Genomic DNA, 23,371 nt, shown 5'->3' on the forward strand with positions numbered 1-23,371 from the left:
AGCCGAATCTCGGCCATTATCCCCTTGTGGAGCCTCATTTTTCTTCCCCAAAGCAGACTCCGGAGGACATTGATGTACAAGCTGACCATGGCCGCTGCGGCGCTCGCGCTGACCGCTTCGACCGCCTTTGCCGGACCCGTCGAGGACCGGCAGGCGCTGATGAAATCGCTGGGCAAGGCGCTCGGGCCCCTGGCCGCGATCGCAAAAGGCGAGAACGCCTATGACCAAGGTGTCGTTGAAGAAAACCTGAATGCGCTCAACACCGCCGTGCAAAGTATCGACGTCGCGGCGCTGTTCCCCGAAGACAGCATGGAAGGCGAGACTGCCGCGCTCCCGGCGATCTGGGAAAACATGGATGACTTCACGGCCAAGGCCGACAAGCTGAAGGCCGACGTCGCCGAGGTCGTGGCGTCGATGCCTATGGATCAGGCCGGCGTCGGCGCCGCGCTCGGCAAGATCGGGCCGAATTGCGGCGGCTGTCACGAAGACTATCGCATGAAGAAGAACTAGGACCTGCTGCTGAACCACAAAGGCATGTCCACGATTGGAAGGCTCGCCCTCGCGCTGGTTGTCTTCGGCGCGGCGGGCGGGCTTTTGTTCTGGTTCCTGACCGGCCCGAATCGCCTGCCGCAGCAAACGATCGCGGCGCTGCCGGCAGGCGACGCCGTGCGCGGCGAGCGCATCTTCTGGGCCGGCGGCTGCACCTCCTGCCACGCTCGCCCGAAGGCGGAAGGCGACGCGGTACTGGAACTGGCCGGCGGGCTGCGGCTCGAGACGCCGTTCGGGACTTTTGTCGCGCCCAACATTTCGCCGCATGTTAGGGACGGCATTGGCGGCTGGTCGGTAGGCGATTTCGCCAATGCCATGATGCGCGGCGTGTCGCCGGAAGGCCGGCACTACTACCCGGCGTTTCCGTTCACCTCCTATGCGCGCATGGAGCCCGGCGACGTCGCTGACCTTTTTGCCTTCCTCAAGACTCTGCCGGAAGTGGAGGGCAGGGCGCCCGGCCACGAACTCGGCTTTCCGTTCAACATTCGCCGCGGGCTCGGCCTGTGGAAGATGCTCTATCTCGATCCCGCGCCGGTGGTGGCGCTGGCGGACGATGCGCCGGAGGAGGTGGCACGCGGGCGCTACCTCGTGGAGGGGCCGGGTCATTGCGGCGAGTGCCACAGCCCGCGCGACGCCATCGGCGGGCTCAGGAAGGACGAGTGGCTGGCCGGCGCGGTGGCCGCCGAAGGCGACGGCATCGTGCCCAACATCACCTCGGGCGAGGGTGGCATCGGCTGGTCGGCGGGCGAAATCGCCTATTATCTCGAATCGGGCTTCACGCCCGATTTCGACACCGCCGGTGGCGCCATGGTCGCCGTGCAGAAGAACATGGCCAAGCTACCGGCAGAAGATCGCGAGGCGATCGCGGCCTATCTCAAGGCTGTGCCGGCGCGGCCCAACGGCTATCCGGCGCGCCAGTGAGCCGCCGGCCGCGCGCCGCTCAGCGCGGCTTGCAGGAAGCCGCTCGTTCGCCGGCGCCGTGGTCGGAGCGGATGTTGTAAAGCCAGGTGTCACAGCGCTTCTTGGTCGGGAAGCAGCCGGCCTCGAAGATCATCTGGTCGAGAAAAAGCCCCTTCTGGCCGATGCCGCGGAAGGAGCCGAAATATTTGTCGCTCGGGTGCTGGCTGCAGACATTCGGCATCTCGCGCGGCCGCTCGCCGGGACGCTGGACGATCTCGCCGGCCCAGGTCGTTCCCGCAAGCATGAAGAGCAATGCAGCAGACGAGGCAACGCAAGTTGCAAAAAGACGGCGTGTATTCATGATGGATCTCCTCCGGACATGCCTGAAGTTTACTGTCCTTCGACAGACAAGCCTAATCCGGAATACGGCGCAACCAAGTCCGTTGTCAGGAATGACCGGTGACCTTGAGCGCGAAGGCATAGGAATAGGCGATCTCTTCCAGCCGTGAGAAGCGGCCCGAGGCGCCGGCGTGGCCGGCATCCATGTTGATCCTAAACAGCACGGGGTCGTGGCCCGATTTGCGCTCGCGCAGCCGCGCCACCCATTTCGCCGGCTCCCAGTAGGTCACGCGCGGATCGGTAAGACCGGCGACCGCGAGGATCGGCGGGTAATCGTGCGCGCCGACATTGTCGTAGGGCGAATAGGCCGCGATGGTGGCGTAGTCTTCGGCGGACGCGAGCGGGTTGCCCCATTCGGGCCACTCCGGCGGCGTCAGCGGCAGGGTCTCATCGAGCATGGTGGCGAGCACGTCGACGAACGGCACCTCGGCGATGATGCCGCCGAAGGCCTCGGGCGCCATGTTGGCGACCGCACCCATCAGCATGCCGCCGGCAGAGCCGCCCTGGGCGACGATGCGGTCGTGGGCGGTAAAACCCTCGGCGACGAGATGCCGGGCGGCGGCGATGAAATCCTTGAAGGTGTTGGCCTTCTGTTGGCGCTTGCCGTCCTCGTACCAGGCAAAACCCTTGTCCTTGCCGCCGCGGATATGGGCGATGGCGTAGACGAAACCTCGGTCGACCAGCGACAGGCAGTTCGTGTTGAAAGAGGCCGGGATGGCGATGCCGTAGGAGCCGTAGCCGTAGAGCAGGCACGGCGCGGAGCCGTCGAGCGGCGTGTCGCGCCGGTAGAGGATCGAAACCGGCACCAGTTCGCCGTCATCAGAAGGCGCCATCAGCCGCCGCGTGACATAGGCGTCCGGATCGTGGCCGGAGGGAACCTCCTGCGTCTTGCGCAGCGTGCGTTCGCGGGTCGCCATGTCGTAGTCGAACACCTGCGCCGGCGTGGTCATCGAGGAATAGGAAAAGCGGATGATGTCGGTGTCGTATTCGAGCGAGCCGACGAGGCCGAGCGAATAGGCTTCTTCCTCGAAGACGATCATGTGCTCGTCACCGCTGGCGCGCTCGCGGATGACGATGCGCGGCAGGCCGTCCTTGCGCTCCAGCCGGACGAGATGGCGTTCAAAGGCCATCACCGACAGGATGAGCCGGCCCGGCTCGTGCGGCACGACCTCGCGCCAGTTCTGCTCGCGCGGATCGGCGGCCGGCGCCGACATGATGCGGAAATCCTTGGCGTCACCGAGATTGGTCAGGATGAAGAACTCCTCGCCGCCTTCCTCGAGCTCGTACTGAACGCCGGTCTCGCGCGCCCGCACGAGCTTCGGCGCCGCGTCTGGATCGCCGGTGGGGAGCACGTGGTATTCGGAGGTTTCGTGGTCGTTGACGGCGATGAACACCCAGTCATTGGTGCGGGTGCCGCCGACATTCATGAAGAAGCCGGGGTCGAGGTCTTCGTAGACGAGACGGTCGGCCTCCGGCGCGTCGCCGAGACGGTGGAAAAGCACCTTGGAGGGGCGATGGTTCTCGTCGAGCCTGGTGTAGAAGAAGCCGTCGCCCGCCGCACTCCAGACCCCGCCGCCGCCCGTATCGGGCACGATATCGGCAAGGTCGGAGCGGCCGGCAAGGTCGCGCACCTTGAGGCTGTAGAATTCCGAGCCCTTGTCGTCATAGCCCCACAGCAGCTTGTCGTGGCCGGGCGCGTGGTCGGCGCCGCCGATGCGGAAATAGGCGTGGCCATCGGCCTCGGCGTCGCCGTCCAGCAGGATGTCCTCGGCGCCGCCGTCGCGTGGCGTGCGGAAGAAGCGCGGCTGCTCGCCGCCGGTCTTGAACGAGGTCCCGTAGGCGTAGGGGCCGTCCTGCATCGGCACCGAGGAATCATCTTCCTTGATGCGGCCGCGCATCTCGGCAAACAGCGTCTTCTGCAGCGCCTCGGTGTCGGCCATCATGTCGGCCTGATAGGCGTTCTCGGCTTCGAGATGAGCGCGGATGTCGGCAGCAAGCAGCGACGGGTCGCGGAACATCTGCTGCCAGTTCTCCGCGCGCAGCCATGCATATTCGTCGGTGCGCGACACGCCGTGATGGGTGTCGACGACAGGCCGCTTGTCCGTGGCCGGAGGTTGGGCGTTCGGGAAACGGGCCGTTTTTGTCATGCGTCCTACCTGGCTTGTTGAATGTCGGATGAACGCAGCCATCAGCGTTCGTTCAAGCCAGCTATGTCATTCCGGCCGGGCAATCAAATCGACATCTCGATTTTCCGGGAGGACAACATGACCAGATTCATCAGGAACCTTGCTGTCGCCCTTGCGCTTTCGTCGGCCGTCGGCGCTGCCGCCGGCAAGGCCGAGGCATCGACCTTCTTCGGCTGGCAGGTCGACAATGTGCCTTGGGGCGACACGCTCAACGTGCGCAAGTTCCCGGCCAACTATTCGCAGAAGCAGGCCGCCTATCCCAATGGCACGCCACTACAGATGACCGGGCGCTGCACCAAGGGCCTGGATCTCGACGACGTCGCCCATCTGTCACCCTGGCAGCAAGCGCAGGCCGTCCGCTACCGCTGGTGCGAGGTCTGGCATGACCCGACCCAGACCGGCGACTGGGTCACCGGTTGGGTCTACGGGCGCTATATCAGCCCGCTGTGAAGGCAGTCAGTCCTTCTTGAAGTCCAACGCCGTGCCGTTCATGCAGTAACGCAGGCCGGTCGGCTGCGGACCATCATTGAAGACGTGGCCCAGATGGGCGTCGCAATCCGCGCAGCGGACCTCGGTGCGCCTCATGAAGAAGGAGCGGTCGGAGTGCTCGCTGACCGCGCCTTCCTCGATCGGTGCGTAAAAGCTCGGCCAGCCGGTGCCTGAATCGAATTTGGTTTCCGAGCGGAACAGTGGCTTGCCGCAGCAGACGCAATCATACTCCCCGACGTCCTTGCTGTCCCAATAGGGGCCCGTGAAGGCCCGCTCGGTGCCATGCTTGCGGGTGACATGATACTGCTCCGGCGTCAGCTGCTCCCGCCACTCGCTGTCGCTCTTTTCAACCTTCAAACCGCTCTTCGTCGTCACGGCGATCTCCCGACCTGCAATCCCCACAAATCTAGTGACTGAACGCACCGAATCCAGCCGCCGATGATAACACGGCGAACAATTCCCTGTGCGCCAAGGCGCGGTCGAAGGTCGCATTTCCTTGCCCGGTGGAAATGGAGCCGCTATGTCAGCCCGAACAGGGTTGAGGAACGACGCGGCAATCCGCGCGACAACGGGACTTCTGAATGGCGAGCGGATCACAGACGCTGACATTCCTGGCGCTGATCTTGCCGTTCCTCGCCGCGCTGGCCGCGCCCTTCCTGACCTGGGCGCTCAAGCACAATGCCGCCTGGGTTCTGGCGCTGGCGCCGGCGCTGATCTTCGTTCACTTTCTGGGCTTCACAGGCCAGGTCGCCGAAGGCATGCCGGTCAGCGGCGGCTATGACTGGATCCCGAGCCTCGACGTCCGTTTTTCCTGGTTTCTCGATGGGCTTTCGCTGACTTTCGCGCTGCTGATCTCGGGCATCGGCACGCTGATCGTGCTATATTCGGGCGGCTACCTGAAAGGTCATCCGCAACTCGGCCGATTCTTCTCCTTCATCCTGATGTTCATGGGCGCAATGCAGGGGCTGGTCGTCTCCGACTCCTTCCTGATGCTTTTCGTGTTCTGGGAACTGACGTCGATCACCTCCTTTCTGCTGATCGGCTTCGACCATCGCCGCGAGGCCTCGCGGCGGGCCGCGATCCAGGCGCTTGTCGTCACCGGCCTTGGCGGGCTTTCCCTGCTCGCCGGCCTGCTGGTGACCTGGATCGCGACGGGGGCGACGGAGCTATCGGGCCTGCTGGCGATGGGTGATGTGATGCGCGCCAGCCCGCTTTATCTGGCGGCACTTGTTCTGTTGCTCGGCGGTGCCTTCACCAAGTCGGCGCAGTTCCCGTTCCATTTCTGGCTTCCCAACGCCATGGAGGCGCCGACGCCGGTCTCGGCCTACCTGCATTCGGCGACGATGGTGAAGGCCGGGGTCTATCTTGTCATGCGGCTCAATCCCGCCTTTGGCGACACCGCCATCTGGGAGACGGTGCTGCCGATCTTCGGCGGCACGACGCTGATGGTCGGCACGCTTCTGGCGGTGCGCCAGACCGACCTGAAGCTCATGCTCGCCTACACGACGGTCGCCTCACTCGGCATTCTGGTCATGCTGACCGGCCTCGGCTCGGAAAAGGCCGTCGAGGGCGCGGTGCTCTACCTGGTCGCGCATTCGATGTTCAAAGGCGCGCTGTTCATGGTCGCCGGCGCGATCGACCACGAAAGCGGCACGCGCGACGTCACCAAACTCGGCGGCCTGCGCTCGGCCATGCCGATCACCTTCGCCGCCGCGCTTCTGGCGGCGCTGTCGATGGGTGGCCTGCCGCCCTTCTTCGGTTTCCTGGCCAAGGAGGAAATCTACGCGGCGCTGCGTTTCCAGGATCTCTGGCACAGTCTGTTCACGCTGGTGGCGATCGCCGGCAATGCGCTGATGTTCGTCATCGGCTTCGCCGTGGCGCTGAAGCCCTTCACCGGAGAAAAGGTCGCGACGCCGAAGGAAGCGCATGAGGGGCCACCGCTCTTGTGGATTGGGCCACTGGTGCTGGCCGTCCTCGGTTGCGTCGCGGCGCTGATGTCGCAGGCGGCGCATCACCTGTTCTCAAGTCCGATGGCCAGCGCGGTCGCCGGCTCCGAGATCCACGTCCATATCTCCGTGATCCCGCATGTGGGCCTGCCGCTGTTCCTTTCGCTCGCTACTATTGCCGCGGGCGTCGTTGCCTATCTGATGCTCGACCGGGGCAGGGCGATGATGGCCTCGCTGCTGACGGCGATCGGCTGGGGCCCCGACAAGGGGTTCGATCAGGCGATCCGCGGCATCGTGCAACTGTCGTCGTCGGTCACCGGCGTGGTCCAGAACGGGCGCATGGAGGTCTATGTCACGGTCACCTTCATCGCCATCGCGCTATCGCTGTGGGTGCCGATGATCGCCTTCGGCGAACTGCCTGTATGGCCTGAGATGCCCAACCTGCCATTCTACGAATGGACGGTGCTGGCGATCGCCGTCATCGGCCTTGCGGCCGTCGTTTATGCAAAGGACCGGCTGACGGCGATCGTGTCGCTGGGCATTCAAGGTTTCGCGGTTGCTCTTCTCTTCATGCTGCTTGGCGCGCCGGACCTGTCCTTCACGCAGTTCATGGTGGAGACGCTGTCGGTCGTCATCCTGGCGCTGGCCATGACGCGGCTGCGGCTGCATCCGAGCGACCACCGGCCGACCAATGAAAAGCTGATCGACATCGGCGTGGCCGGCGCCTGCGGGCTCGGTTTCGGGGTGTTGCTCTTGAAGGTCACGCAGGTGCCGTTCGACGATAGGCTGACCGAATTCTTCAACACCTATTCCTACGTCATCGCGCATGGCCGCAACGTGGTGAACGTCATCCTGGTCGATTTCCGTGGGCTCGACACGCTGGGCGAGATCTCGGTGGTGATGATCGCCGGCCTGGCGATCCTGGCCCTGATCCGCATCCGGGTTCCGCGCGCCGCACCGGTTGACGGAAAGGAGGGCTGAGATGCGCACCGTCATCTTCCGCACCGCGGCACCCTATCTGACCAGCCTGATGGTATTGTTCTCGGTGTTCGTTCTGCTGCGCGGGCACAATGAGCCCGGCGGCGGCTTCATCGGCGGGCTGATCGCCGCCTCCGCCTTCGCCATCTACGGCATCGCCTGCGGCGTCTCGCCGGTACGCCGCGCGCTCTATTTCCATCCGATGGCGCTCTCCGGCTTCGGGCTGTTCCTTGCCGCGCTCTCCGGCTTCGTGTCGCTCGGATTCGGCGTGCCGTTCCTGACTGGGCTGTGGACGTCGCCGTCGTTCCTGGGCGTGACGCTGGATCTTTCGACGGTGTTGTTCTTCGACATCGGCGTCTATTTCGTCGTCGTCGGCTCGATCACCTCGGTGGCGCTGGCGCTCGAGGAAAGGGAGCGGCTCTGATGGAAACCGCGCTCTCCGTCGTCGTCGGCCTGTTCTACGGCGTTGCCATCTATCTCATGCTGTCGAAGCACACGATCCGCGTGCTGCTCGGCATCGTCTTGCTCGGCAATGCCGTCAACATGACCATCTTTGCCGCGGGCCGCATCCTGCGCGAGGTGCCGCCGATCATTCCGGCCGGTTTCGACACGCCGCCCGAATCGGTCGCCAATCCACTGCCGCAGGCGCTGATCCTGACGGCGATCGTCATTTCCTTTTCCTTCTTCGCCTTCCTGCTGGTGCTTGCCTATCGCGCCTACCAGGACCTCGGCACCGACGACACCGACGAGATGCGGGTCGCGGAGCCGAAGGGCGAAGGGCTGCCTCCGCTGGGGTACTGATCCGAATGGCTGCGAACGGCACCCATAGCGTCGATCTCAACGCGGCCATGATCACCGCGCCGACGGCGCTTGCCGACTGGGCGGTGATTCTCCCTGTGGCGCTGCCGATCGCCGGCGGCGCGATCCTGCTCATGGTGCGCCATCAGGTGCGGCTGCACGCCTGGCTGGCGACCGCGTTTCTGGCCGCGACCTTCCTCGCCGCCGCGGTCCTTCTCATGCGCGTGGTGGCGGAGGGGCCGCTGGTGATGACCATGGGTCGCTGGCTACCGCCGTTCGGGATCAGCTTCAACGCCGACGCGCTGGGCGCGACCTTTGCCGCGACAGCCACATTCGTCGGGCTGGTGGGTGCGCTTTTCGCGATACGCGACATCGACGCGACCGGCCGGCGTTACGGCTTCTACCCGTTCCTGCTTCTGATGATGGCCGGCGTCAACGGCGCCTTCCTGACCGGCGACCTGTTCAACCTCTACGTCTGGTTCGAGGTCTTCGTCATCTCCTCCTTCGGCCTGCTGGTGCTGGGTTCCGAACGCCGACAGATCGACGGCGCGACGAAATATGCCGTGCTCAACCTTGTAGCGACGACGGTGTTCCTGATCGCCACCGGCGCGCTCTACGGCACGCTCGGCACGCTCAACATGGCCGACATCGCCCGCAAGGTGGCCGGCATGCGCGAGACCGGACCGCTGATGACGATCGCGACCATGCTGCTGCTCGCCTTCGGCATGAAGGCGGCCGCGTTTCCGCTGAATTTCTGGCTGCCGGCTTCCTATCACACGCCCCGGATCGTGACCTCGGCGCTGTTTGGCGGGCTGTTGACCAAGGTCGGCATCTACGCCCTGCTGCGTGCCTTGATGGTGCTGTTCCCGCTCGAGCGCGTGGTGCTGTCGGACCTGATCGCCTGGGTCGCCGGGGCGACGATGATCCTGGGGATCATGGGCGCGCTGGCACAATCCGACATTCGCCGCATCATCGGCTTCGTGGTGGTATCGGGCATCGGCGTCATGTTTGTCGGGCTGGCGCTCGGCACTCCGCTCGGGGTCGCCGGCACGGTGCTTTACGCGGTGCATTCTATCCTCGTCATGACCGCGCTCTACCTGATGGCCGGGCTGATCCGCGAGGCCGGCGGCAGCTACTCGCTGCATGAGGTGAGCGGGCTTTACCGCGACCATCCGCTGTTGGCGGCGATCGCGCTGGTGCTGGTGCTGGCCGCCGCCGGCCTGCCGCCGCTGTCCGGCCTGTGGCCGAAGGTGATCCTGGTCAAGGCCTCGCTCGACGCGCAATCCTGGTGGCTCGCCTTCGCCATCCTCCTGAGCGGCCTGCTGACCACGATCGCGCTCGGCCGCGTCTTCGCGCTCGCCTTCTGGCGCGAACTCACCGACAAGCGCCGGGAAGAGAGGCCGTCGGCGAGGCTCGAAGGCGGTTATGCGGTGCTGGTGGCGCTGCTGGTTCCCGCGCTGGTGCTCGGGCTTTATCCCGAACCGGTGCTGCAACTGGCGCAGGCGGCGGCGGACGGGCTGATCGCGCCGGCGCCCTATCTCGATGCGGTGTTCCCCGCGGGAGGCGGATCGTGATCCTCTATCTGAACAACATCCTGCTTGCGCTCGCCTGGGTGGCGATCACCGGCTCGGCGACCTTCCCGAACTTCCTGCTCGGTTTCCTGTTCGGGGCGGCGGCGCTCTATCTGATCCGCGAGCAGGTCGGTTCGCTCGGCTATTTCGCGCGCGCCCGCCGCGTGCTCGCGCTGGCGTTCCTGTTTGCCTATGAGCTTGTGCTTTCGGCGTGGCGGGTGGCCGTGCTCGTGCTGCAGCCGCGCATGGACCTGAAGCCCGGCATCTTCGCCTATCCGCTGAAGGTCGACCGCGACTTCGAGATCACGCTGCTGGCCAATCTGATCACGCTCACGCCGGGCACGCTGTCGGTCGACGTGTCGGAGGACCGCCGCTTCCTCTACGTCCACGCCATCGACTGCTCGGATCCCGACCAGACGCGCTACGACATTGCCAACGGCTTCGAGCGCAAGATCATGGAGGCGTTCCGGTGAGCACGGGCCAATCCTTCCTGATCCTGGCCGAGAACATCGCGCTCGGCCTGCTGAGCCTGTCCTTCCTGGTCACCGTTCTGCGCGTGGTGCGCGGCCCGACGCTGCCCGACCGCATCATCGCGCTCGACATGCTGGTCGCGGTGGCGATCGGATTCATTGCCGTCATCGGCATCAAGACCGGCATCACGCTCTATGTCGATGTCGCCATCGCCCTGGGGCTGGTCGGCTTCCTGGCGACGGTCGCCTTCGCCCGCTTCGTCATGAGCCGTCAGGTGCCCGAGGAGGGCGATACGCCGCCGCCGAAATCGGAGCAGCGCACATGATCCCGGATCTGGGCAACTACGTCGTCGGGCTGCTGATCATCATCGGCTCCGCCTTCGCCCTGGTGGCGGCGGTCGGGCTGGTGCGGCTGCCCGACTTCTATACGAGGACGCACGCCGCCTCGAAGGCGGGCACGCTGGGCGCCTGCGTGATGCTGATCGCGCTCAGCATCTTCACGGACGACGCCACCGTCGCCGCGCGCGCGCTTGCCGGCGTCGTGTTCTTCCTGCTGACGGCACCGATCTCGGCGCATCTCCTGGCGCGGGCGTCCTACAGTGCCGGCTACCGGCTCTGGGAAGGCTCGGTGCATGACGACATGCCGGCACCGAAGGAAACCGATCCGATCGACGAATAGAGAGCGTTGCTGGCGCGATGTTGCCGCACGCGGCCGCCTCGCGCCGTCCGGCAATGGACAGTGGCGCTGCTCGTGGCCTTCGTCGGACCGCGCGCGCATTTCGTGATCGGCGCGCACCGGTTGTAATCGTAAAATTATGGGTACTAAAACTATGGGTGGTTATGTAATTCTTATGCCTTTATTACAAAGTTTGACTTGCAAGATGTTCTGTATGGATTATCTGTCACATTGCGAATCGTATTCTGACGCGGTATCGCAGGCGTGCCTAGCAGCGCCCAAGAACGCTGCGAGTTACCGAAAACCTGAACTGGGGCCAAGTTGAACATGGATCTTTCCGACAATGTTGCCAACGGCAGCAACGACAATCTCATCGAGCTGACCGCCGACGTGGTCGCAGCTTATGTAAGCAACAATCCCGTCCCGGCGGCTGAACTGCCTAACCTGATCGCGGATATTCATGCCGCTCTCGGCCGGGTCGGCGCTTCGCCCGAACAGGCGCCGGCTGAAAAGCCGAAGCCGGCGGTCAATCCCAAGAAGTCGATCCACGACGACTACATTATCTGTCTTGAGGACGGCAAGAAGTTCAAGTCGCTGAAGCGGCACCTGATGACCCACTACGGTCTGACGCCGGACCAGTACCGCGAGAAGTGGGGCCTGGATGCTGGTTACCCGATGGTGGCGCCGAACTACGCCGCCGCCCGTTCGCAGCTTGCCAAGAAGATGGGCCTGGGACGCAAGCGCAAGTCGCGCTGAGGCCGCTCCCGCCTGGCCGCACCTTCCTCGGAGGCGAGGCGACCGGGCGTCGCCGGCCATTCTGGCCAGAATGGTGTCGGGTCGAGTTACGCCTTCTTGAACCTTGCCAGACGGCGCCTTCGGGCGCCGTTCGTCATTGTGGCGCCAATCCGCGCCGCGATGACATCGCGTGCCTGCTTCAGCGCGATGTGGCGGTTGAGGTCGTAGCTCCAGTGCCTCGCCCGACCCTTTAGCCGCTCGCGCTCGATCAGCCGGTCCAGCTTCGCGAGCGTGTTTCGACACGCCTCGTCGGAGCCGTTCAGCACGCGGTCCATGTCGATCCCGCCCGCCAGGAAGAGCGCGGCCATGGTCGCAGCGCGAAGCCTTTCATCGTCCTTGTCGCGAAGGAAGCCGCGCGCCTCGCCGGCAAGTCGCCGCTTCACCTTTTCCGCATCGTGCGCTGTCATGCACGGATTGTGCCGAAGCGCTGCAAAGCGGGGACCGAATTTGCCCGCCATTCACGAGCAGGTCTGGCAAAAGTGCAACGAAAACAGTCTCAAGGAGCATTTCTTCACAAGCAGCGGTTGCTGATTTGTTCACAGGTCGCCTCGAGACCGGTATAAGAATTTATTCCCATCGACGGAGGAATATTTCTCGTGCCCGACATCAGACCCTGCCGCATCGCCCCCGACACGAGTAGCGCATTTGCGTTCGACCGCCATCACGCGGAGAGCGCCGCTTTGCGACCGCGGCCGAAGGCGGTGGAGCAGACTGTCGAGACCTGCGAGTGCATGATCGACATCGCCTCGGCGCTTTTCAATGTGTGCGGGAAAGAGCTTCGTCGCCCGGGACGTTCGGCGCTGGGCGTGGCGCGGGTGCGGCAGATCGCGATGTATGTCACGCATGTCGTGATGGGGCTGTCGATGAGCGATGTAGGGCGTGGGTTCGGGCGCGACCGCACGACCGTGCTGCATGCCTGCCATCTCATTGAGGACATGCGTGACGATGCCGAGTTCGACGCCATCGTGGCCATGGCGGAACGTGTCGCGCGCGCCGCGCTTCGCCACGGAGGGCGAGCGTAGATGGGGCGGCAAAAGGCGGGTGACGACCAGCGCATTTTGCGCTTCCTCAGGCCGGGGCCGGCAGAACTTGCCCCATGCGGGCGCGCCTCGCGCATCCGACTGGTGAATGGCGGTGGCGATCAGATCAGCGTCGAGGAAGAGGCCGTGACGAACCTCGTCCGGGCCGGCCTTGTCGAGCGGGACGCCCCGGACGGGCTGCGGCTGACCGCGGCCGGCGTCGCGCGCTATGACCGGCTCCGCGCCGGCAGCGAGGCCTTCCACGCGCAGCACGCGACACTGGCTGATAGCGAGACTGTGGTCGAAGGCAACCGCCAGAGCGTGTGCGTGAACCTTTCCGAATCGCCGCTCGCGCAACTGGCGCGGCGGCGAGGACGGGACGGCTCGCCGTTCCTTTCAGAGGCCGAAATCCTGGCCGGCGAGCGGCTGCGGGCCGACTTCACCCGCGGCCAGCTGATGCCGCGCATGGGCGCGAACTGGGATGTGACGGCGGTCGCGAGAAGCGGACGCGGCGCGGGCGGGGCGGTCGACCTCTCCGACATGGCGCTGTCGGCGCGGCAATGCGTCAACGCGGCATGTGATGCGGTCGGTCCAGAACTGAGCGGCGTGCTGGTCGACGTGTGCTGCTTCCTGAAGGGGCTGGCGCAGGTCGAGGCCGAGCGGCAGTGGCCGGCGCGTTCGGCGAAAATCGTGCTGAAGGCGGCGCTGGCCGCGCTCGCCCGACACTACGATCCGCGACCGAGGAGGCATTGCGTCCGCGTCCGCCATCACTGGGGATCGGCCGACTACCGGCCCTCGCTGAGCGGTCTCGGCCAGCCTTGAGGCTCAGGCGTTGGCGCGCAAGGTACTTTCGGCGTCGGCGCGCATGCGGCGCACCATGGCGCGCAGGCCATTGGCCCGTTGCGGCGTCAGGTGCTCGTCGAGGCCGAGCTTGCGCAGCAACGGCTCGGCGTCGGTGGCCGCGATCTCGCTTGCCTTCCGGTCGGAATAAAGCGCCAGCATGATGGCGACCAGACCGCGCACGATGTGGGCATCCGAATCGCCCCGGAAGCTGATGACCGGATCGTCGCCATCGCCGCGGCTCGTCGTCAGCCAGACCTGGCTGACGCAGCCTCGGACGCGATTGGTCTCGGTCCGGTCTTCGTCGGGGAACGGCGGCAAATCCTTGCCGAGGTCGATGACATAGCGATAGCGCTCCTCCCAGTCGTCCAGGAAGGCGAAATCGTCGAGGATGGTGTCGAGATCGGGTTTCATGCTCATGCCTTGCCCGACATATAGGGGCAAAGGCGGTTCGCGTCACGCCCCGCGGGCGGCGAAAGCTCACAGATCAGTTAGAGGACGAAACGCCGCCCGTCGTGATTGCCCGGTCCGGATCGCCAAGATTGTCGTCGAGCAGTTCATAGGCGATGCGGGCGCTTTCCTTGGCGCGAACGCCGATGGTCTGGAAGGCGGCGCGGCCGGTCTCGCAGACATCCGGGCGGCGGGAGCACATGCCGGACACGTCGGTGAAGGCGCCGCGCGCGGCGACGATCGCTTCCAGCGGGCTGACCGTGTCGACCGCCTCGTCGCCTTGCGGCGAGATCGGCAGAAACAGCAATACCAGCGAAAGCCAGAAAGCGCTTCTAAGAAGAAATCCCATCATGCGTCCCCGTAAGTGCCGTGGCCCGTCGGTCGGGCGTGCTCCCGTTACGCGAAGCTTTGTCACATGCACGCAAAGGGACGCTTGCGTGAGTTCGGCGAACTTGCCTCAAATTGGAGCCAAATTTGAAGGGTGCGCGACCCGCGGCATTCGGTTCAAATCCCAGCGGTTGAAGCAAGACTTTGGCAATCGAATAAGAGATTGAAAACAAAAAGGAATTCTCAAAGGCGAGGCCAACGAGGGCGACCGTCACGCTGCCCCGGCCCGATACCCTTTGTTTACCATCACGGCATGTTGCGGTGTCGAAGCCGTTGTTGAGGCGCATTTCCGGTGAGGCTGCCGGCCAATGCGGGCGGCGCTTATTCATTCCTTAAAGGGTGGATGAGATGGTCCGGGAAAACGGAGATCCGTCAAGCGGACGAGTGGCGAGTGCGTTACGTTGGGTAGTGTCTTTTCAGGGTCGTGGGACTGGCAGAAGCGCCTCGGAGAGGCGTGCGACCAGCTCGTCAATCCGCAGGTACGGGCGCCGGCAGAGCGTGCCCGCCAGCGTCGGCTGATCGCCGCCTGCCTTGCCGGCCCGTTCTTCGCCGCCGCCGCCTTCACGCAGATCCTGATGGGCCCGCTTGGCCCGGCGCCGACGCTGGCCGCCATTTGCGCGGTCTTCGTGGCCGGGTGGTCGCTGGCGGTGCTTGTCGCGCAGACCGGGCGCCGTGCCTTTGCCTCCGGTGCCGCGCTCGCCGTTGCAACTTTGGCCGCCGCGACGGTCATCCACTTTTCCGGCGGGGTCGGCTCGCCGCTCTTCCTGGCGTGGCTGCCGCTCGTCGCGGAGACGCGTCTTGCCGGTGGCAGCCGCAACTCGCTGCTTGTCGGCGTCGGAGCCGCGCTGGCCGCGGTCGGCTTGTCGCTCGGGCCGGGACTGATGCTGCCGGAGATCCCGGCCGCTACGCCGGCGGCGGGCCATTGGCTGTTGCCGGTGCTTTATGTGATGTCGTTGCCTGGCCGGCTCGGCGGAGGACGTCCGGTGGCCGCCATCGCCGCTGACGACGACGCACCGCCGGCGCTTGACCAGATGGTGTCCGCCGTCGTGTTTCGCTTCGGTGAGGGCGGCGAGGTCATCGATGTCTCCGCCCGCGCGCAAGGCATGCTGGGCCTGGAGCCGGCGTTCCTGCTTGGCGAAGGTCTTTTCGAGCGCATCCATGTCGCAGACCGGGTGCATTATCTGCACGCGCTGGCCGACCTGCGCGCAGGAGTGGCGCGCCGCGCCGTCGAGCTGCGGCTGAGGCTTCCCGACGGCGAAGCCCGAGGTGGCGGCGTCCGCTATCGGCATTTCCTGCTCGAACTTGTCGGCAATGGGGTCTCGCGCGGTGAGGGCGGTCGCTTCCTCGGCCTGCTTCGCTGCGAGGATGAAAAGGCCGAACTGCGCCAGAGGCTGGAAGAGGCGGAAGGGAAGGCGGTGCAGGAGCGCACGCGCTTTCTCGCGACCATCAGCCACGAGATGAGAACGCCGCTCAACGCCATCATCGGCTTTTCCGACATGCTGCTCGAGGAGATGGCGGGACCATTGAAGAGCGAACGGCAGCGCGACTATGTCGGCCTCGTTCAGGAATCGGGCCAGCACCTGCTGGCCGTCGTCAACTCGATCCTTGATCTCGCCAAGATCGAGGCCGGCACCTTCGTCCTGGCCCGCGACCGCTACCGCTTCGAAGACGCATTGGAGACCAGCCGTGCCATGGTTTCGTGCCAGGCCAAGGCGAAGGGGATCACGGTCAGGTTTGCCAGTGACGGGCCAGTCGGCGAACTGATCGGGGACCGGCGTGCAATACAGCAGATCCTGATCAACCTGCTTTCCAACGCGGTCAAGTTCACGCCCGAGGGCGGTGACATCGTGATAGATGCGGCGCGTGACGGGCGCGGCGTGACCTTCACGGTCAGCGATACCGGCATCGGCATGGCGGTGGAGGATCTGGAGCGGATCGGCAGGCCCTTCGTGCAGGTAATCAACGACCAGACGCGCGGTTTTGAAGGGACCGGGCTTGGCCTTGCGCTGGTGAAGGGATTGGTGGAGCGGCATAGGGGCAGCCTGTCGATCGAAAGCGCCCCGGGGGCCGGAACGACGGTCTCGGTGACGCTGCCTTTTGGAGACGCCGACGAAGCACCGGCGCCTGCGGCCAGAATTGTCGAAATCGAACCCGGAATAAAGCGGAGAGAAGAAGCCGATGAAACGGTCCGCAAGTTCGCGTAGCCGCCCGCCGTCAGGAGCCGCGGCGCTGGCCGAGGGCGTGGCCATGCTCGGCGGTACACTGGTGCGCAATCCGGTCCTGGTCGGCGGCACGACCGCATATCTGGTCGTGCTGAGCTACGTCTCGGCGAACGCGCTCTGGTACCAGCCGTACGCCCACCCGGAACCACTCCTACAGACCCGGGTCACCGTCGAACGCCGCGAGCCGCTGCCCGTGCCGACCAAGCGGGCCGCGCCGGAGGCCAAGGTCGCGACCAGTCCAGAAACGACAGCCTCGGTTCCAGCAGGCGAAGCGGCATCAGGCGATGAGACGGTTGCCAGGGTGCAGGAAATCCTCGCCCGCCTCGACCTCTATGCCGGCGCCATCGACGGCCTCGACGGTCCGCTGACGCGCAAGGCGATCGAGCGTTACCAGACGCTGGTCGGGATGGAGAACGACGGCGTGATCAGCGAGGAACTGCTGCGTCATCTCAATGGTCCCTTGCCGGCGCAAAGAACGGCCGAGGCGGTGCCGAAGCCGGCCCCGCGCGCCGATGCCGCCGAGGCACGGGAAGAGCCGGCGGCGAAGGATGCGATCCCGCACGCCGAGATCATCAAGGTCCAGGCCGGTCTGCGTGCATTCGGCAATGAGGGCATCGAGCTCGACGGGATCGTGGGCGACAGGACCAGCAGCGCGATCAAGGAATTCCAGTCGCTGTTCGGCCTTCCGGTGACCGGGCAGCCCGACGCCAGGCTGCTTGCCAAGATGACCGAGATCGGCTTGACCAACTAGCCGTCCTTGCGCACAAGGCGATGGCGGCGGACGTCGTCGCCAAAGCCTGCAGGTGGCTCGGCATGCGGCTCAGATCCGACATTTTTGTTGCCGCGCTGACCAAGCGCGCGTTCGCGGCCGGCGGTTTCGCGGCAGTGCTGAACAGGGGCGCGTCCGAGGCGGGCGCGATCTTCGTGGTGTTCCGCGACCGCCTTGGCGGCGCAACGCTGTACGGACCGGCGCCACAGACCGGATATGCCGACAACCAGGCTTCGCGGCTTTTCGCGCAAGCAGGCGCGGAACTGGATGAGGAAGCGCTCGGCAAGAAACTCGAGCGCGAACTGCGCTTCGATCCGGACGCCTGGGTAGTGGAACTGGAGGTAGGCCTCGCCGCCGATCAGCTGATCGACGTCATGACGCCCTGAGGCCGCTGATGCCGGTCGTGCCGCGCCATCCGGCGACCCTGCGGGCTGCTTCTTCATGGCCGATTGAGCGGTACTGTTCGAGGAAGGCGCGAATTTTCTGCGGGCGCGCGAAGCGCCACGGCGAGGCGGCGCACACAAGCAGGAAGGCGCGTTCTTCGGGCAGGTCGAGATAGCGCAGCGCGGCGAGTAGATCGTCATAAGAGCGCGCCTCGACGATCAGACGCGCGGTGTCGTAGCCGATCGAGACGGCTTCGGCGAGGGCGGCGTAGATGCGGGTGCGATTGTCCGAAAGGACGCCTGCGCGCAGCGCCCTGAAGCCGTCGGGCCTGTCCTGTCCGGCCTCCGCTCCCGTGCTCGCCGCGGGCGTGTTCCCGTTGCCCGACATGATGGCAAGCAGTGCGCGCCGCGTCTCTTCCGCTGGTCCATGGCCAGGCTGCGAATGCGAGGCAACAGCCATGTCCTCGGCCTCGACCGGCGTTTCGGCCTGCAGCTCGGCCTCGGCAGACGCTTCGAGGGCAAGGATCAGCTGCATGATCGTCCGGTTGAGGCGCGGACGACGCTTGATAATGCGGGCATGTGCCAGCCCCTGGCGCGCCACGAGGCCGATCAGGTCGGCATCATTGAGAAGCGGCGAGCGGATCAGGAGCGGCGCGGCGATATCGGACGACGAATGGCAGAGCCGTTCGATCAGCTGCCGCGGCGCGTAGGGCGAGTCGGAAAGGACGGCGGCGACATAGCGCAACGCGCCTGGCGAGACGCGGTCGAAAAGGGGAGCGGCAAGCTGGTCGAGCTGGAGGGTTTCGCGCCGGGTCGGCCGTGTCAGGGAGGAAAACGCCGACACCGCGGCCCGCAGCAGGCGCTCCGGATGGCCGGTTTCGCCACGATTCTCGATCCGCCTGAAATCCGCTGCGGTCACTGCCAACGCCTACGCCACAAAACAAACACCCCGGGCAATGCCGGCCCGGACGCGCTGAAGCTAGCAGCGATGTGTTAGCAAGCTGTTAACCCTATGGTCGGCAGATTGGGAATCACAACGTCGTACGCGTGCTCATTCGTATCCACCGGAACGCAGAGCCATGACGAAAATCCTGACCTTCAAGCCGCGCGCCGGCAACGCCGACAATAAGCGTCCCGTGCCGACGGAGCCGGCCGAGATCGTCGTCTTTCCCGGCGTGCGCTACGAACGCCGCAACGAAACCCTTGCCCAGGTGGCGCGCAAGGGCGGCCCGAAACGACGACCGCCGGCCGCGCTGACCTGAGGCCGGCGCACGCGCTGTGGCGGCGGCCAGAGGGCCGGCCGCTACTCCTCGTCGGCGGGCGGGGTCGTGGTCTTGAGTGACGACAGCTTGGCAAAGACGGCATCGGCGTCGAGCTCGTCGTCGTCCTTTTTCGGCTCGGGCGCCTTTTCCTCGACCGGCAGCGATTCGGTCGCCGAGGCCGGCAACAGCGTGTCGCCGACCGGCTGCTGCGGCTGAACCCCGCGCGAGGCGCGCTGGACTTCCAGATCGAGATCGATCTGCGAGCAGAGCCCGAGCGTGACCGGGTCCATCGGCTGCAGATTGGCAGAATTCCAGTGCGTCCGGTTGCGGATCTGCTCGATGGTCGACTTGGTGGTGCCGACCAGGCGCGAAATCTGCGCGTCCTTCAGTTCCGGATGATTGCGCACCAGCCACAGGATGGCATTGGGACGGTCCTGGCGCTTGGAAAGTGGCGTGTAGCGCGGGCCGCGACGCTTCTTTTCGGGAATGCGCACCTTCGGCTCGGAGAGTTTGGGACGGTAGCCCGAATCCGCCTCCGCGCGGGCGATCTCCTCGCGCGACAGCTGGCCGGTGGAGACGGGGTCCATGCCCTTGATGCCCTGCGCGGCGTCGCCGTCGGCGATCGCCTTCACCTCGAGCGGGTGCAACTGGCAGAACTGGGCGATCTGGTCGAAGGTCATCGCCGTGTTGTCGACGAGCCAGACGGCGGTCGCTTTCGGCATGAGCAGCTGATTGGCCATGAGAACAATATCCTTTCTTCGCCCGCGTCCCTGGCGCGGGCGGTGGTTCAAGCCACCATTTGGGGAATTTCGGCCACGCCTATACCGCGATCCGCGACGTTTCGCAACGTTTTGCGCGCGTTCTGCAAGCCTTTGTGGCGCGGCTCAGCGGGGCTCGCAGCGCGCCGATTCGAAGAAGGCCTCTATAACAGGCACAAAGGTCGGATCGGGGCGGAAGGTGCGCACGACGATGATGCCGAGATCGTCCTCGACCTCGATGATGGTGGCGCCGTCCATATCCTCCGGCAGGCCCTTGCGCAGCTCGAGCATGCGCGCCGGCGAGACCAGCGCGATGTCGAGCGCGCCATCGGAGGCCGAGCGGTCGTTGAGGTTGTAGACGTTGTGGCCGCGGCGGTTGTAGACGGAGACCGACCAGAACAGCGCCGGCGCGCTCGCCGACAGGCGTGCGCCGCCATCGCCGGCGAGGTCGAAACGGCAGGCGGCGGCGGCAATGAAGGGGTCAGGCGCGCGCCCGCCCCTGGAACGCGGTGAGCCGCCGGGCAGCCGCACCAGCTCGAACAGGTCACCGTCGCGTGACAGCGTCGACCAGGCGTCCTGCGCCGAATAGGCCGGCACGAGCAGAAGCACCGCGATGTGCACAATGGCCGCGCCGACCAGCCCGACGAGGATCGCATAGCCGAACCTAAGCATCGCAGCCGGTCCGGTAGATCCGCGGCATCTCGATGTCGCGTTCGTCGGCGCCGTTGGCGACCGGCGTGTCGTAAAGCGTCAGCACCAGCACCATGTCGCCAACGCCTTCGAGTGGCAGCCAGTTGCCGGGGGCCGGGTGGCGGCCGACCGCGATGTCGAAGGAATTGTCGGCGCGGCGCAGGACCTGGCGCGAATGCAGGCCGGCGACGCGGGCGGTGCGCTCGCCCTGGGTCGGCGAGCGCACCCGGTCGGCAGCATAGAGCGTCCAGAAGCGCGCCACTGGCACCGTGCCTTCGAGGCGGTAGGCGCAGTTGCGCCGCAGCGTCTGACCGGAAGAGTCGCTGTCAGCGAGGAAATAGAGGCCCTCGGCGCGGCCAAGCGGCAGTTCGGCGTCACGTGCGAACCGCGCCTTGCCGTAGGGGTCGATGTCGGGCGTGCCACTGTCGGGGTAGGCAGTCCAGCGGCCGACGGTCAGCGTGCCGACGCCGTCGATCGTGTTGAGCGCCAGCCACACCGAGCCGGCGCCGCCGCCGATCGCGATCGCCACGGCAACCGCGACGAGGAAAGCGGTGCGGATCATGCCGGGCGCGCCCGGCCGGCCGGACGGGGCCGCAGCACTTCAGGGTGTTGCAGTCGCGGCATCAGGGTCTGCGTCACAGGGAGGAAAGCGTATCGCGCTCGCTCGCGACCCGGATCGGGGCGGCCTCGCGGAACAGGCGCGTCATCTCTCGCAGCACCCGGGTGGTGGCGGCCGACATCACCGGCGGACGCTCGTCCTCGGCCTCGCCCTCGGCCGTGTCGGCCTCGGCGACCAGCTCCGGCTCTTCCTTTTCAAGGAACGGGTTCTCGATGCCGGGGATGGGCTTCAGCTCGACATTCTGGTGCGCATAGGTCATCAACCGCTGCCAGGTCATGGCCGGCAGCGAGCCGCCGGTCATGTTGCGGGTCGGGGTGTAGTCGTCATTGCCGAGCCAGACGGCGGTTGTGTAGTTCCCGGTATAGCCGACGAACCAGGCGTCCTTGTAGGCCTGCGTGGTGCCGGTCTTGCCGGCGCTGCGGATGCCCTCGAGCGCGGAACGGCGGGCCGTGCCGATCTCTGGTACCTGGACCAGGATCGAGTTCATCGCCGATACCGCCTGCTCCGAAAGCACGCGCTCGGGCTCGGGCGCGTCCTTGCGCCAGTCATAGATGACGTCGCCCGAATGGGTGAGCAACTGCGTGATGCCGTGGCGGGTGCCGGCGAAGCCGCCATTGGCAAACACGTTATAGCCGGTCGCCTGGTCGAGCACGGTCAGGCCCGAGGTTCCCAGAACCATGGTCTTGTCGGAAAAGACCGGCGATTCGACGCCCATCTTCTCGGCCAGTTCCTTGATCGGTTTGATTCCGAGATGCTGCTTGGCGAGCCGCACCGGCACCGTGTTGATCGACTTGATGAGCGCGGTCGACAGCGTGACGCGGCCGCGATAGCCGCGCGAATAGTTCTTCGGCGACCAGTTGCCCCAGCTGATCGGGCCGTCGACGATGGCCGTGTCGGGCGTAAAGCCGTTTTCCATCGCGGCGGCGTAGACATAGGGCTTGAACGACGAGCCGACCTGGCGCTGGGCGCGTGTGGCGCGGTTGAACTGGCTGGTGCCGTAGTCGCGGCCGCCGACGATGGCGCGCACGGCGCCGTTGTTTTCCATGACCACGATGGCGCCCTGGCCAACGCCATAATCCTTGCCGTACTGGCGCAGATGGTATTCGAGCGCCTCCTCGGCGGCGGCCTGGATGTTCATGTCGATGGTGGTGCGGGCCACCAGCGCATGGGTCGGTGCGTTGGCGGCGATGCGCCGGACCTCGTCGAACACCCAGTCGAGGAAATAGTCGGGGTGCTGCTGGTTGTCGCGGTCGACCACGCCGGCCGGGTCGCGGCGTGCCGCGATCACCTGGCCCTCGGTCATGAACTCGGCCTCGACCAGATTGGTGAGCACCTCGTTGGCGCGCGAGCGGGCGGCCGGCAGGTTGATGTGCGGCGCGTAGCGGGCAGGCGCCTTGAACAGGCCGGCGAGCATCGCCGCCTCGGCCAGATTGACGTCCTTGATGGCCTTGTCGAAATAGAAGTCGGCCGCGGCCGCGATGCCGAAGGTGCCGCCGCCCATATAGGCGCGGTCGAGATAAAGCTGCAGGATCTCCTTCTTGGAGAGGTTCATCTCCAGCCAGACGGCCAGGAACGCCTCCTTGACCTTGCGTTCGATGGTCCGTTCGTTGCTGAGGAACAGGTTCTTGGCCAACTGCTGGGTGATGGTCGAGCCGCCCTGGACCACCGAGTTGGCGCGCACGTTCTCGGTCATGGCGCGCAGGAGGCCGAGGAAGTCGATGCCGTAATGATCGAAGAAGCGCCGGTCCTCGGTCGCCAGCACGGACTTCACGACATGGTCGGGGATTTCGTCGACCGGCACCGAATCGCGCTGGATGATACCGCGTTGGCCGATCTCGTTGCCGTAGCGGTCCAGAACGGTGACCGCGAAATCGGCCTGGGCGCGCCAGTCGCCGGCGGTCTCCTCGAAGGCCGGCATGGCGAGCGCCAGCAGCACCACCGAACCGGCGGCGCCGAGGGTGAAGCTCTCGCTCAGCAGTTCGAAGATGCCACGACGCCAGCCATAGACGCGGAAGCGGCGGAAGAAGATGGTGACCGATTCCCAGAATTCGCCCGCCTTGAACCCCGCCTCATAAAGCGTGGAATCGATCCAGGCGTCGATTTCGAGCAGTTTCGACGTGCGGGGCGCGCGCGACTTCTTCCGTTCGAAAGGGTTTTCCATGCACTTGTTGCCTGTGGTCCGTCCGGCGCAGGAAGCTGCTTTCCCATGCGGGCA

Annotated in this window: 28 protein-coding genes; 17 read left to right on the plus strand and 11 right to left on the minus strand. The window is 65.7% G+C overall.

The annotated features are described in order from the left end of the window. Positions 1 to 72 precede the first annotated feature (72 nt). Together FQ775_RS02085 and FQ775_RS02090 are read left to right on the plus strand one after the other, a co-directional pair. Positions 73 to 510, plus strand: coding sequence for a c-type cytochrome (locus FQ775_RS02085; RefSeq protein ID WP_146299726.1), 438 nt, complete (start codon positions 73 to 75; stop codon positions 508 to 510). 24 nt (positions 511 to 534) lie between these two features. Further along, a complete protein-coding gene (locus tag FQ775_RS02090; protein WP_146299727.1) occupies positions 535 to 1,470 on the plus strand; it encodes a cytochrome c in 936 nt (311 codons plus the stop codon). 19 nt (positions 1,471 to 1,489) lie between these two features. On the opposite strand, the gene FQ775_RS02095 is transcribed toward FQ775_RS02090, so the two are convergent. Further along, the gene (locus FQ775_RS02095; protein WP_146299728.1) at positions 1,490 to 1,810 is read right to left on the minus strand and encodes a hypothetical protein; all 321 of its coding nucleotides are present in this window, start codon (positions 1,808 to 1,810) and stop codon (positions 1,490 to 1,492) included. Between the two features lie 85 nt (positions 1,811 to 1,895). After that, entirely contained in the window at positions 1,896 to 3,995 is a 2,100-nt protein-coding gene (locus FQ775_RS02100) for a S9 family peptidase (RefSeq protein ID WP_146299729.1), read from the minus strand. A gap of 117 nt (positions 3,996 to 4,112) precedes the next feature. Between FQ775_RS02100 and FQ775_RS02105 the strand changes: the two genes are divergently transcribed. After that, entirely contained in the window at positions 4,113 to 4,484 is a 372-nt protein-coding gene (locus FQ775_RS02105) for an SH3 domain-containing protein (protein ID WP_146299730.1), read from the plus strand. A 6-nt stretch (positions 4,485 to 4,490) separates the two neighbouring features. Here the strand turns inward: FQ775_RS02105 and msrB are convergent, their stop codons facing one another. Then, positions 4,491 to 4,898: a peptide-methionine (R)-S-oxide reductase MsrB gene (gene msrB, locus FQ775_RS02110; RefSeq protein WP_246730246.1), complete on the minus strand. Its 408-nt coding sequence runs from the start codon at positions 4,896 to 4,898 to the stop codon at positions 4,491 to 4,493. 206 nt (positions 4,899 to 5,104) lie between these two features. Here msrB and FQ775_RS02115 point away from each other — a divergent pair, with 206 nt between their 5' ends. The 8 genes from FQ775_RS02115 (at position 5,105) to FQ775_RS02150 (ending at position 11,718) form a co-directional block, all read left to right on the plus strand. After that, a complete protein-coding gene (locus FQ775_RS02115) occupies positions 5,105 to 7,450 on the plus strand; it encodes a putative monovalent cation/H+ antiporter subunit A (RefSeq protein WP_146299732.1) in 2,346 nt (781 codons plus the stop codon). Position 7,451: 1 nt separating this feature from the next. After that, entirely contained in the window at positions 7,452 to 7,871 is a 420-nt protein-coding gene (locus tag FQ775_RS02120) for a Na+/H+ antiporter subunit B (RefSeq protein WP_146299733.1), read from the plus strand. Then, the gene (locus FQ775_RS02125; protein ID WP_146299734.1) at positions 7,871 to 8,248 is read left to right on the plus strand and encodes a Na+/H+ antiporter subunit C; all 378 of its coding nucleotides are present in this window, start codon (positions 7,871 to 7,873) and stop codon (positions 8,246 to 8,248) included. Before FQ775_RS02120 ends, FQ775_RS02125 begins: the two co-directional genes overlap by 1 nt. 5 nt (positions 8,249 to 8,253) lie before the next feature. Further along, a complete protein-coding gene (locus FQ775_RS02130; RefSeq protein WP_146299735.1) occupies positions 8,254 to 9,819 on the plus strand; it encodes a Na+/H+ antiporter subunit D in 1,566 nt (521 codons plus the stop codon). Further along, positions 9,816 to 10,289, plus strand: coding sequence for a Na+/H+ antiporter subunit E (locus FQ775_RS02135; RefSeq protein WP_146299736.1), 474 nt, complete (start codon positions 9,816 to 9,818; stop codon positions 10,287 to 10,289). The genes FQ775_RS02130 and FQ775_RS02135 overlap by 4 nt, the downstream gene beginning before the upstream one ends. Then, positions 10,286 to 10,612 (plus strand): cation:proton antiporter, encoded by a 327-nt coding sequence (locus FQ775_RS02140; RefSeq protein ID WP_146299737.1) that lies wholly within the window; start codon positions 10,286 to 10,288, stop codon positions 10,610 to 10,612. The genes FQ775_RS02135 and FQ775_RS02140 overlap by 4 nt, the downstream gene beginning before the upstream one ends. Then, positions 10,609 to 10,965, plus strand: a complete 357-nt coding sequence (gene mnhG, locus FQ775_RS02145) for a monovalent cation/H(+) antiporter subunit G (RefSeq protein ID WP_146299738.1) — start codon at positions 10,609 to 10,611, stop codon at positions 10,963 to 10,965. The genes FQ775_RS02140 and mnhG overlap by 4 nt, the downstream gene beginning before the upstream one ends. Before the next feature lie 324 nt (positions 10,966 to 11,289). After that, positions 11,290 to 11,718 carry a Ros/MucR family transcriptional regulator gene (locus FQ775_RS02150; RefSeq protein ID WP_146299739.1) on the plus strand — a complete coding sequence of 143 codons (429 nt, stop codon included), beginning with the start codon at positions 11,290 to 11,292 and terminating at the stop codon, positions 11,716 to 11,718. 86 nt (positions 11,719 to 11,804) lie between these two features. Here FQ775_RS02150 and FQ775_RS02155 read toward each other — a convergent pair whose 3' ends face one another. Next, on the minus strand, positions 11,805 to 12,164 hold the full coding sequence (locus tag FQ775_RS02155; protein WP_432420040.1) for a cytoplasmic protein: 360 nt from the start codon (positions 12,162 to 12,164) through the stop codon (positions 11,805 to 11,807). A 189-nt stretch (positions 12,165 to 12,353) separates the two neighbouring features. Here FQ775_RS02155 and FQ775_RS02160 point away from each other — a divergent pair, with 189 nt between their 5' ends. Continuing rightward, positions 12,354 to 12,779: a helix-turn-helix domain-containing protein gene (locus tag FQ775_RS02160; RefSeq protein ID WP_246730247.1), complete on the plus strand. Its 426-nt coding sequence runs from the start codon at positions 12,354 to 12,356 to the stop codon at positions 12,777 to 12,779. After that, on the plus strand, positions 12,780 to 13,598 hold the full coding sequence (locus FQ775_RS02165) for a DUF6456 domain-containing protein (RefSeq protein WP_146299740.1): 819 nt from the start codon (positions 12,780 to 12,782) through the stop codon (positions 13,596 to 13,598). A gap of 3 nt (positions 13,599 to 13,601) precedes the next feature. On the opposite strand, the gene FQ775_RS02170 is transcribed toward FQ775_RS02165, so the two are convergent. Beyond that, positions 13,602 to 14,030 carry a SufE family protein gene (locus tag FQ775_RS02170; protein ID WP_146301950.1) on the minus strand — a complete coding sequence of 143 codons (429 nt, stop codon included), beginning with the start codon at positions 14,028 to 14,030 and terminating at the stop codon, positions 13,602 to 13,604. A gap of 73 nt (positions 14,031 to 14,103) precedes the next feature. Further along, the gene (locus FQ775_RS02175) at positions 14,104 to 14,415 is read right to left on the minus strand and encodes a DUF5330 domain-containing protein (protein ID WP_146299741.1); all 312 of its coding nucleotides are present in this window, start codon (positions 14,413 to 14,415) and stop codon (positions 14,104 to 14,106) included. A 439-nt stretch (positions 14,416 to 14,854) separates the two neighbouring features. Between FQ775_RS02175 and FQ775_RS02180 the strand changes: the two genes are divergently transcribed. The 3 genes from FQ775_RS02180 to FQ775_RS02190 all read left to right on the plus strand — a co-directional run bounded on the left by FQ775_RS02180 (position 14,855) and on the right by FQ775_RS02190 (position 17,830). Next, the gene (locus FQ775_RS02180; RefSeq protein WP_146299742.1) at positions 14,855 to 16,657 is read left to right on the plus strand and encodes a sensor histidine kinase; all 1,803 of its coding nucleotides are present in this window, start codon (positions 14,855 to 14,857) and stop codon (positions 16,655 to 16,657) included. Further along, positions 16,632 to 17,426: a peptidoglycan-binding domain-containing protein gene (locus FQ775_RS02185; RefSeq protein ID WP_146299743.1), complete on the plus strand. Its 795-nt coding sequence runs from the start codon at positions 16,632 to 16,634 to the stop codon at positions 17,424 to 17,426. The genes FQ775_RS02180 and FQ775_RS02185 overlap by 26 nt, the downstream gene beginning before the upstream one ends. A 62-nt stretch (positions 17,427 to 17,488) precedes the next feature. Beyond that, complete coding sequence (locus FQ775_RS02190; RefSeq protein WP_146299744.1) at positions 17,489 to 17,830, plus strand: DUF1491 family protein; 342 nt, start codon at positions 17,489 to 17,491, stop codon at positions 17,828 to 17,830. Here FQ775_RS02190 and FQ775_RS02195 read toward each other — a convergent pair. Next, positions 17,817 to 18,746 (minus strand): hypothetical protein, encoded by a 930-nt coding sequence (locus FQ775_RS02195; protein ID WP_146299745.1) that lies wholly within the window; start codon positions 18,744 to 18,746, stop codon positions 17,817 to 17,819. The two genes, FQ775_RS02190 and FQ775_RS02195, sit on opposite strands and share 14 nt — an antisense overlap. A gap of 160 nt (positions 18,747 to 18,906) precedes the next feature. Between FQ775_RS02195 and FQ775_RS02200 the strand changes: the two genes are divergently transcribed. Continuing rightward, positions 18,907 to 19,089, plus strand: a complete 183-nt coding sequence (locus FQ775_RS02200) for a hypothetical protein (protein ID WP_146299746.1) — start codon at positions 18,907 to 18,909, stop codon at positions 19,087 to 19,089. Positions 19,090 to 19,130: 41 nt separating this feature from the next. Here the strand turns inward: FQ775_RS02200 and FQ775_RS02205 are convergent, their stop codons facing one another. The 4 genes from FQ775_RS02205 to FQ775_RS02220 form a co-directional block, all read right to left on the minus strand. Continuing rightward, positions 19,131 to 19,829, minus strand: coding sequence for a DUF1013 domain-containing protein (locus tag FQ775_RS02205; protein WP_146299747.1), 699 nt, complete (start codon positions 19,827 to 19,829; stop codon positions 19,131 to 19,133). A 144-nt stretch (positions 19,830 to 19,973) separates the two neighbouring features. Then, positions 19,974 to 20,519, minus strand: a complete 546-nt coding sequence (locus FQ775_RS02210) for a DUF1254 domain-containing protein (RefSeq protein WP_146299748.1) — start codon at positions 20,517 to 20,519, stop codon at positions 19,974 to 19,976. Beyond that, positions 20,512 to 21,099 carry a DUF1214 domain-containing protein gene (locus tag FQ775_RS02215; RefSeq protein WP_146299749.1) on the minus strand — a complete coding sequence of 196 codons (588 nt, stop codon included), beginning with the start codon at positions 21,097 to 21,099 and terminating at the stop codon, positions 20,512 to 20,514. Before FQ775_RS02215 ends, FQ775_RS02210 begins: the two co-directional genes overlap by 8 nt. A 73-nt stretch (positions 21,100 to 21,172) precedes the next feature. After that, positions 21,173 to 23,317 carry a transglycosylase domain-containing protein gene (locus FQ775_RS02220; protein WP_146299750.1) on the minus strand — a complete coding sequence of 715 codons (2,145 nt, stop codon included), beginning with the start codon at positions 23,315 to 23,317 and terminating at the stop codon, positions 21,173 to 21,175. Positions 23,318 to 23,371 lie beyond the last annotated feature (54 nt).

The organism is Nitratireductor mangrovi (assembly GCF_007922615.2).
GTDB classification, from domain to species: Bacteria; Pseudomonadota; Alphaproteobacteria; order Rhizobiales; family Rhizobiaceae; genus Mangrovimarina; species Mangrovimarina mangrovi.

Coding starts and splice junctions, on each gene's coding strand:
- FQ775_RS02205 (WP_146299747.1), bottom strand. CDS start 19,829: ATGGCCAATCAGCTGCTCATGCCGAAAGCGACCGCCGTCTGGCTCGTC.
- FQ775_RS02210 (WP_146299748.1), bottom strand. CDS start 20,519: ATGCTTAGGTTCGGCTATGCGATCCTCGTCGGGCTGGTCGGCGCGGCC.
- FQ775_RS02220 (WP_146299750.1), bottom strand. CDS start 23,317: ATGGAAAACCCTTTCGAACGGAAGAAGTCGCGCGCGCCCCGCACGTCG.
- FQ775_RS02185 (WP_146299743.1), top strand. CDS start 16,632: ATGAAACGGTCCGCAAGTTCGCGTAGCCGCCCGCCGTCAGGAGCCGCG.
- FQ775_RS02095 (WP_146299728.1), bottom strand. CDS start 1,810: ATGAATACACGCCGTCTTTTTGCAACTTGCGTTGCCTCGTCTGCTGCA.
- FQ775_RS02090 (WP_146299727.1), top strand. CDS start 535: ATGTCCACGATTGGAAGGCTCGCCCTCGCGCTGGTTGTCTTCGGCGCG.
- FQ775_RS02170 (WP_146301950.1), bottom strand. CDS start 14,030: ATGAAACCCGATCTCGACACCATCCTCGACGATTTCGCCTTCCTGGAC.
- FQ775_RS02150 (WP_146299739.1), top strand. CDS start 11,290: ATGGATCTTTCCGACAATGTTGCCAACGGCAGCAACGACAATCTCATC.
- FQ775_RS02175 (WP_146299741.1), bottom strand. CDS start 14,415: ATGGGATTTCTTCTTAGAAGCGCTTTCTGGCTTTCGCTGGTATTGCTG.
- FQ775_RS02130 (WP_146299735.1), top strand. CDS start 8,254: ATGGCTGCGAACGGCACCCATAGCGTCGATCTCAACGCGGCCATGATC.
- FQ775_RS02125 (WP_146299734.1), top strand. CDS start 7,871: ATGGAAACCGCGCTCTCCGTCGTCGTCGGCCTGTTCTACGGCGTTGCC.
- FQ775_RS02200 (WP_146299746.1), top strand. CDS start 18,907: ATGACGAAAATCCTGACCTTCAAGCCGCGCGCCGGCAACGCCGACAAT.
- FQ775_RS02120 (WP_146299733.1), top strand. CDS start 7,452: ATGCGCACCGTCATCTTCCGCACCGCGGCACCCTATCTGACCAGCCTG.
- FQ775_RS02190 (WP_146299744.1), top strand. CDS start 17,489: ATGCGGCTCAGATCCGACATTTTTGTTGCCGCGCTGACCAAGCGCGCG.
- FQ775_RS02155 (WP_432420040.1), bottom strand. CDS start 12,164: ATGACAGCGCACGATGCGGAAAAGGTGAAGCGGCGACTTGCCGGCGAG.
- FQ775_RS02085 (WP_146299726.1), top strand. CDS start 73: ATGTACAAGCTGACCATGGCCGCTGCGGCGCTCGCGCTGACCGCTTCG.
- FQ775_RS02215 (WP_146299749.1), bottom strand. CDS start 21,099: ATGATCCGCACCGCTTTCCTCGTCGCGGTTGCCGTGGCGATCGCGATC.
- FQ775_RS02165 (WP_146299740.1), top strand. CDS start 12,780: ATGGGGCGGCAAAAGGCGGGTGACGACCAGCGCATTTTGCGCTTCCTC.
- FQ775_RS02105 (WP_146299730.1), top strand. CDS start 4,113: ATGACCAGATTCATCAGGAACCTTGCTGTCGCCCTTGCGCTTTCGTCG.
- FQ775_RS02100 (WP_146299729.1), bottom strand. CDS start 3,995: ATGACAAAAACGGCCCGTTTCCCGAACGCCCAACCTCCGGCCACGGAC.
- FQ775_RS02115 (WP_146299732.1), top strand. CDS start 5,105: ATGGCGAGCGGATCACAGACGCTGACATTCCTGGCGCTGATCTTGCCG.
- mnhG (WP_146299738.1), top strand. CDS start 10,609: ATGATCCCGGATCTGGGCAACTACGTCGTCGGGCTGCTGATCATCATC.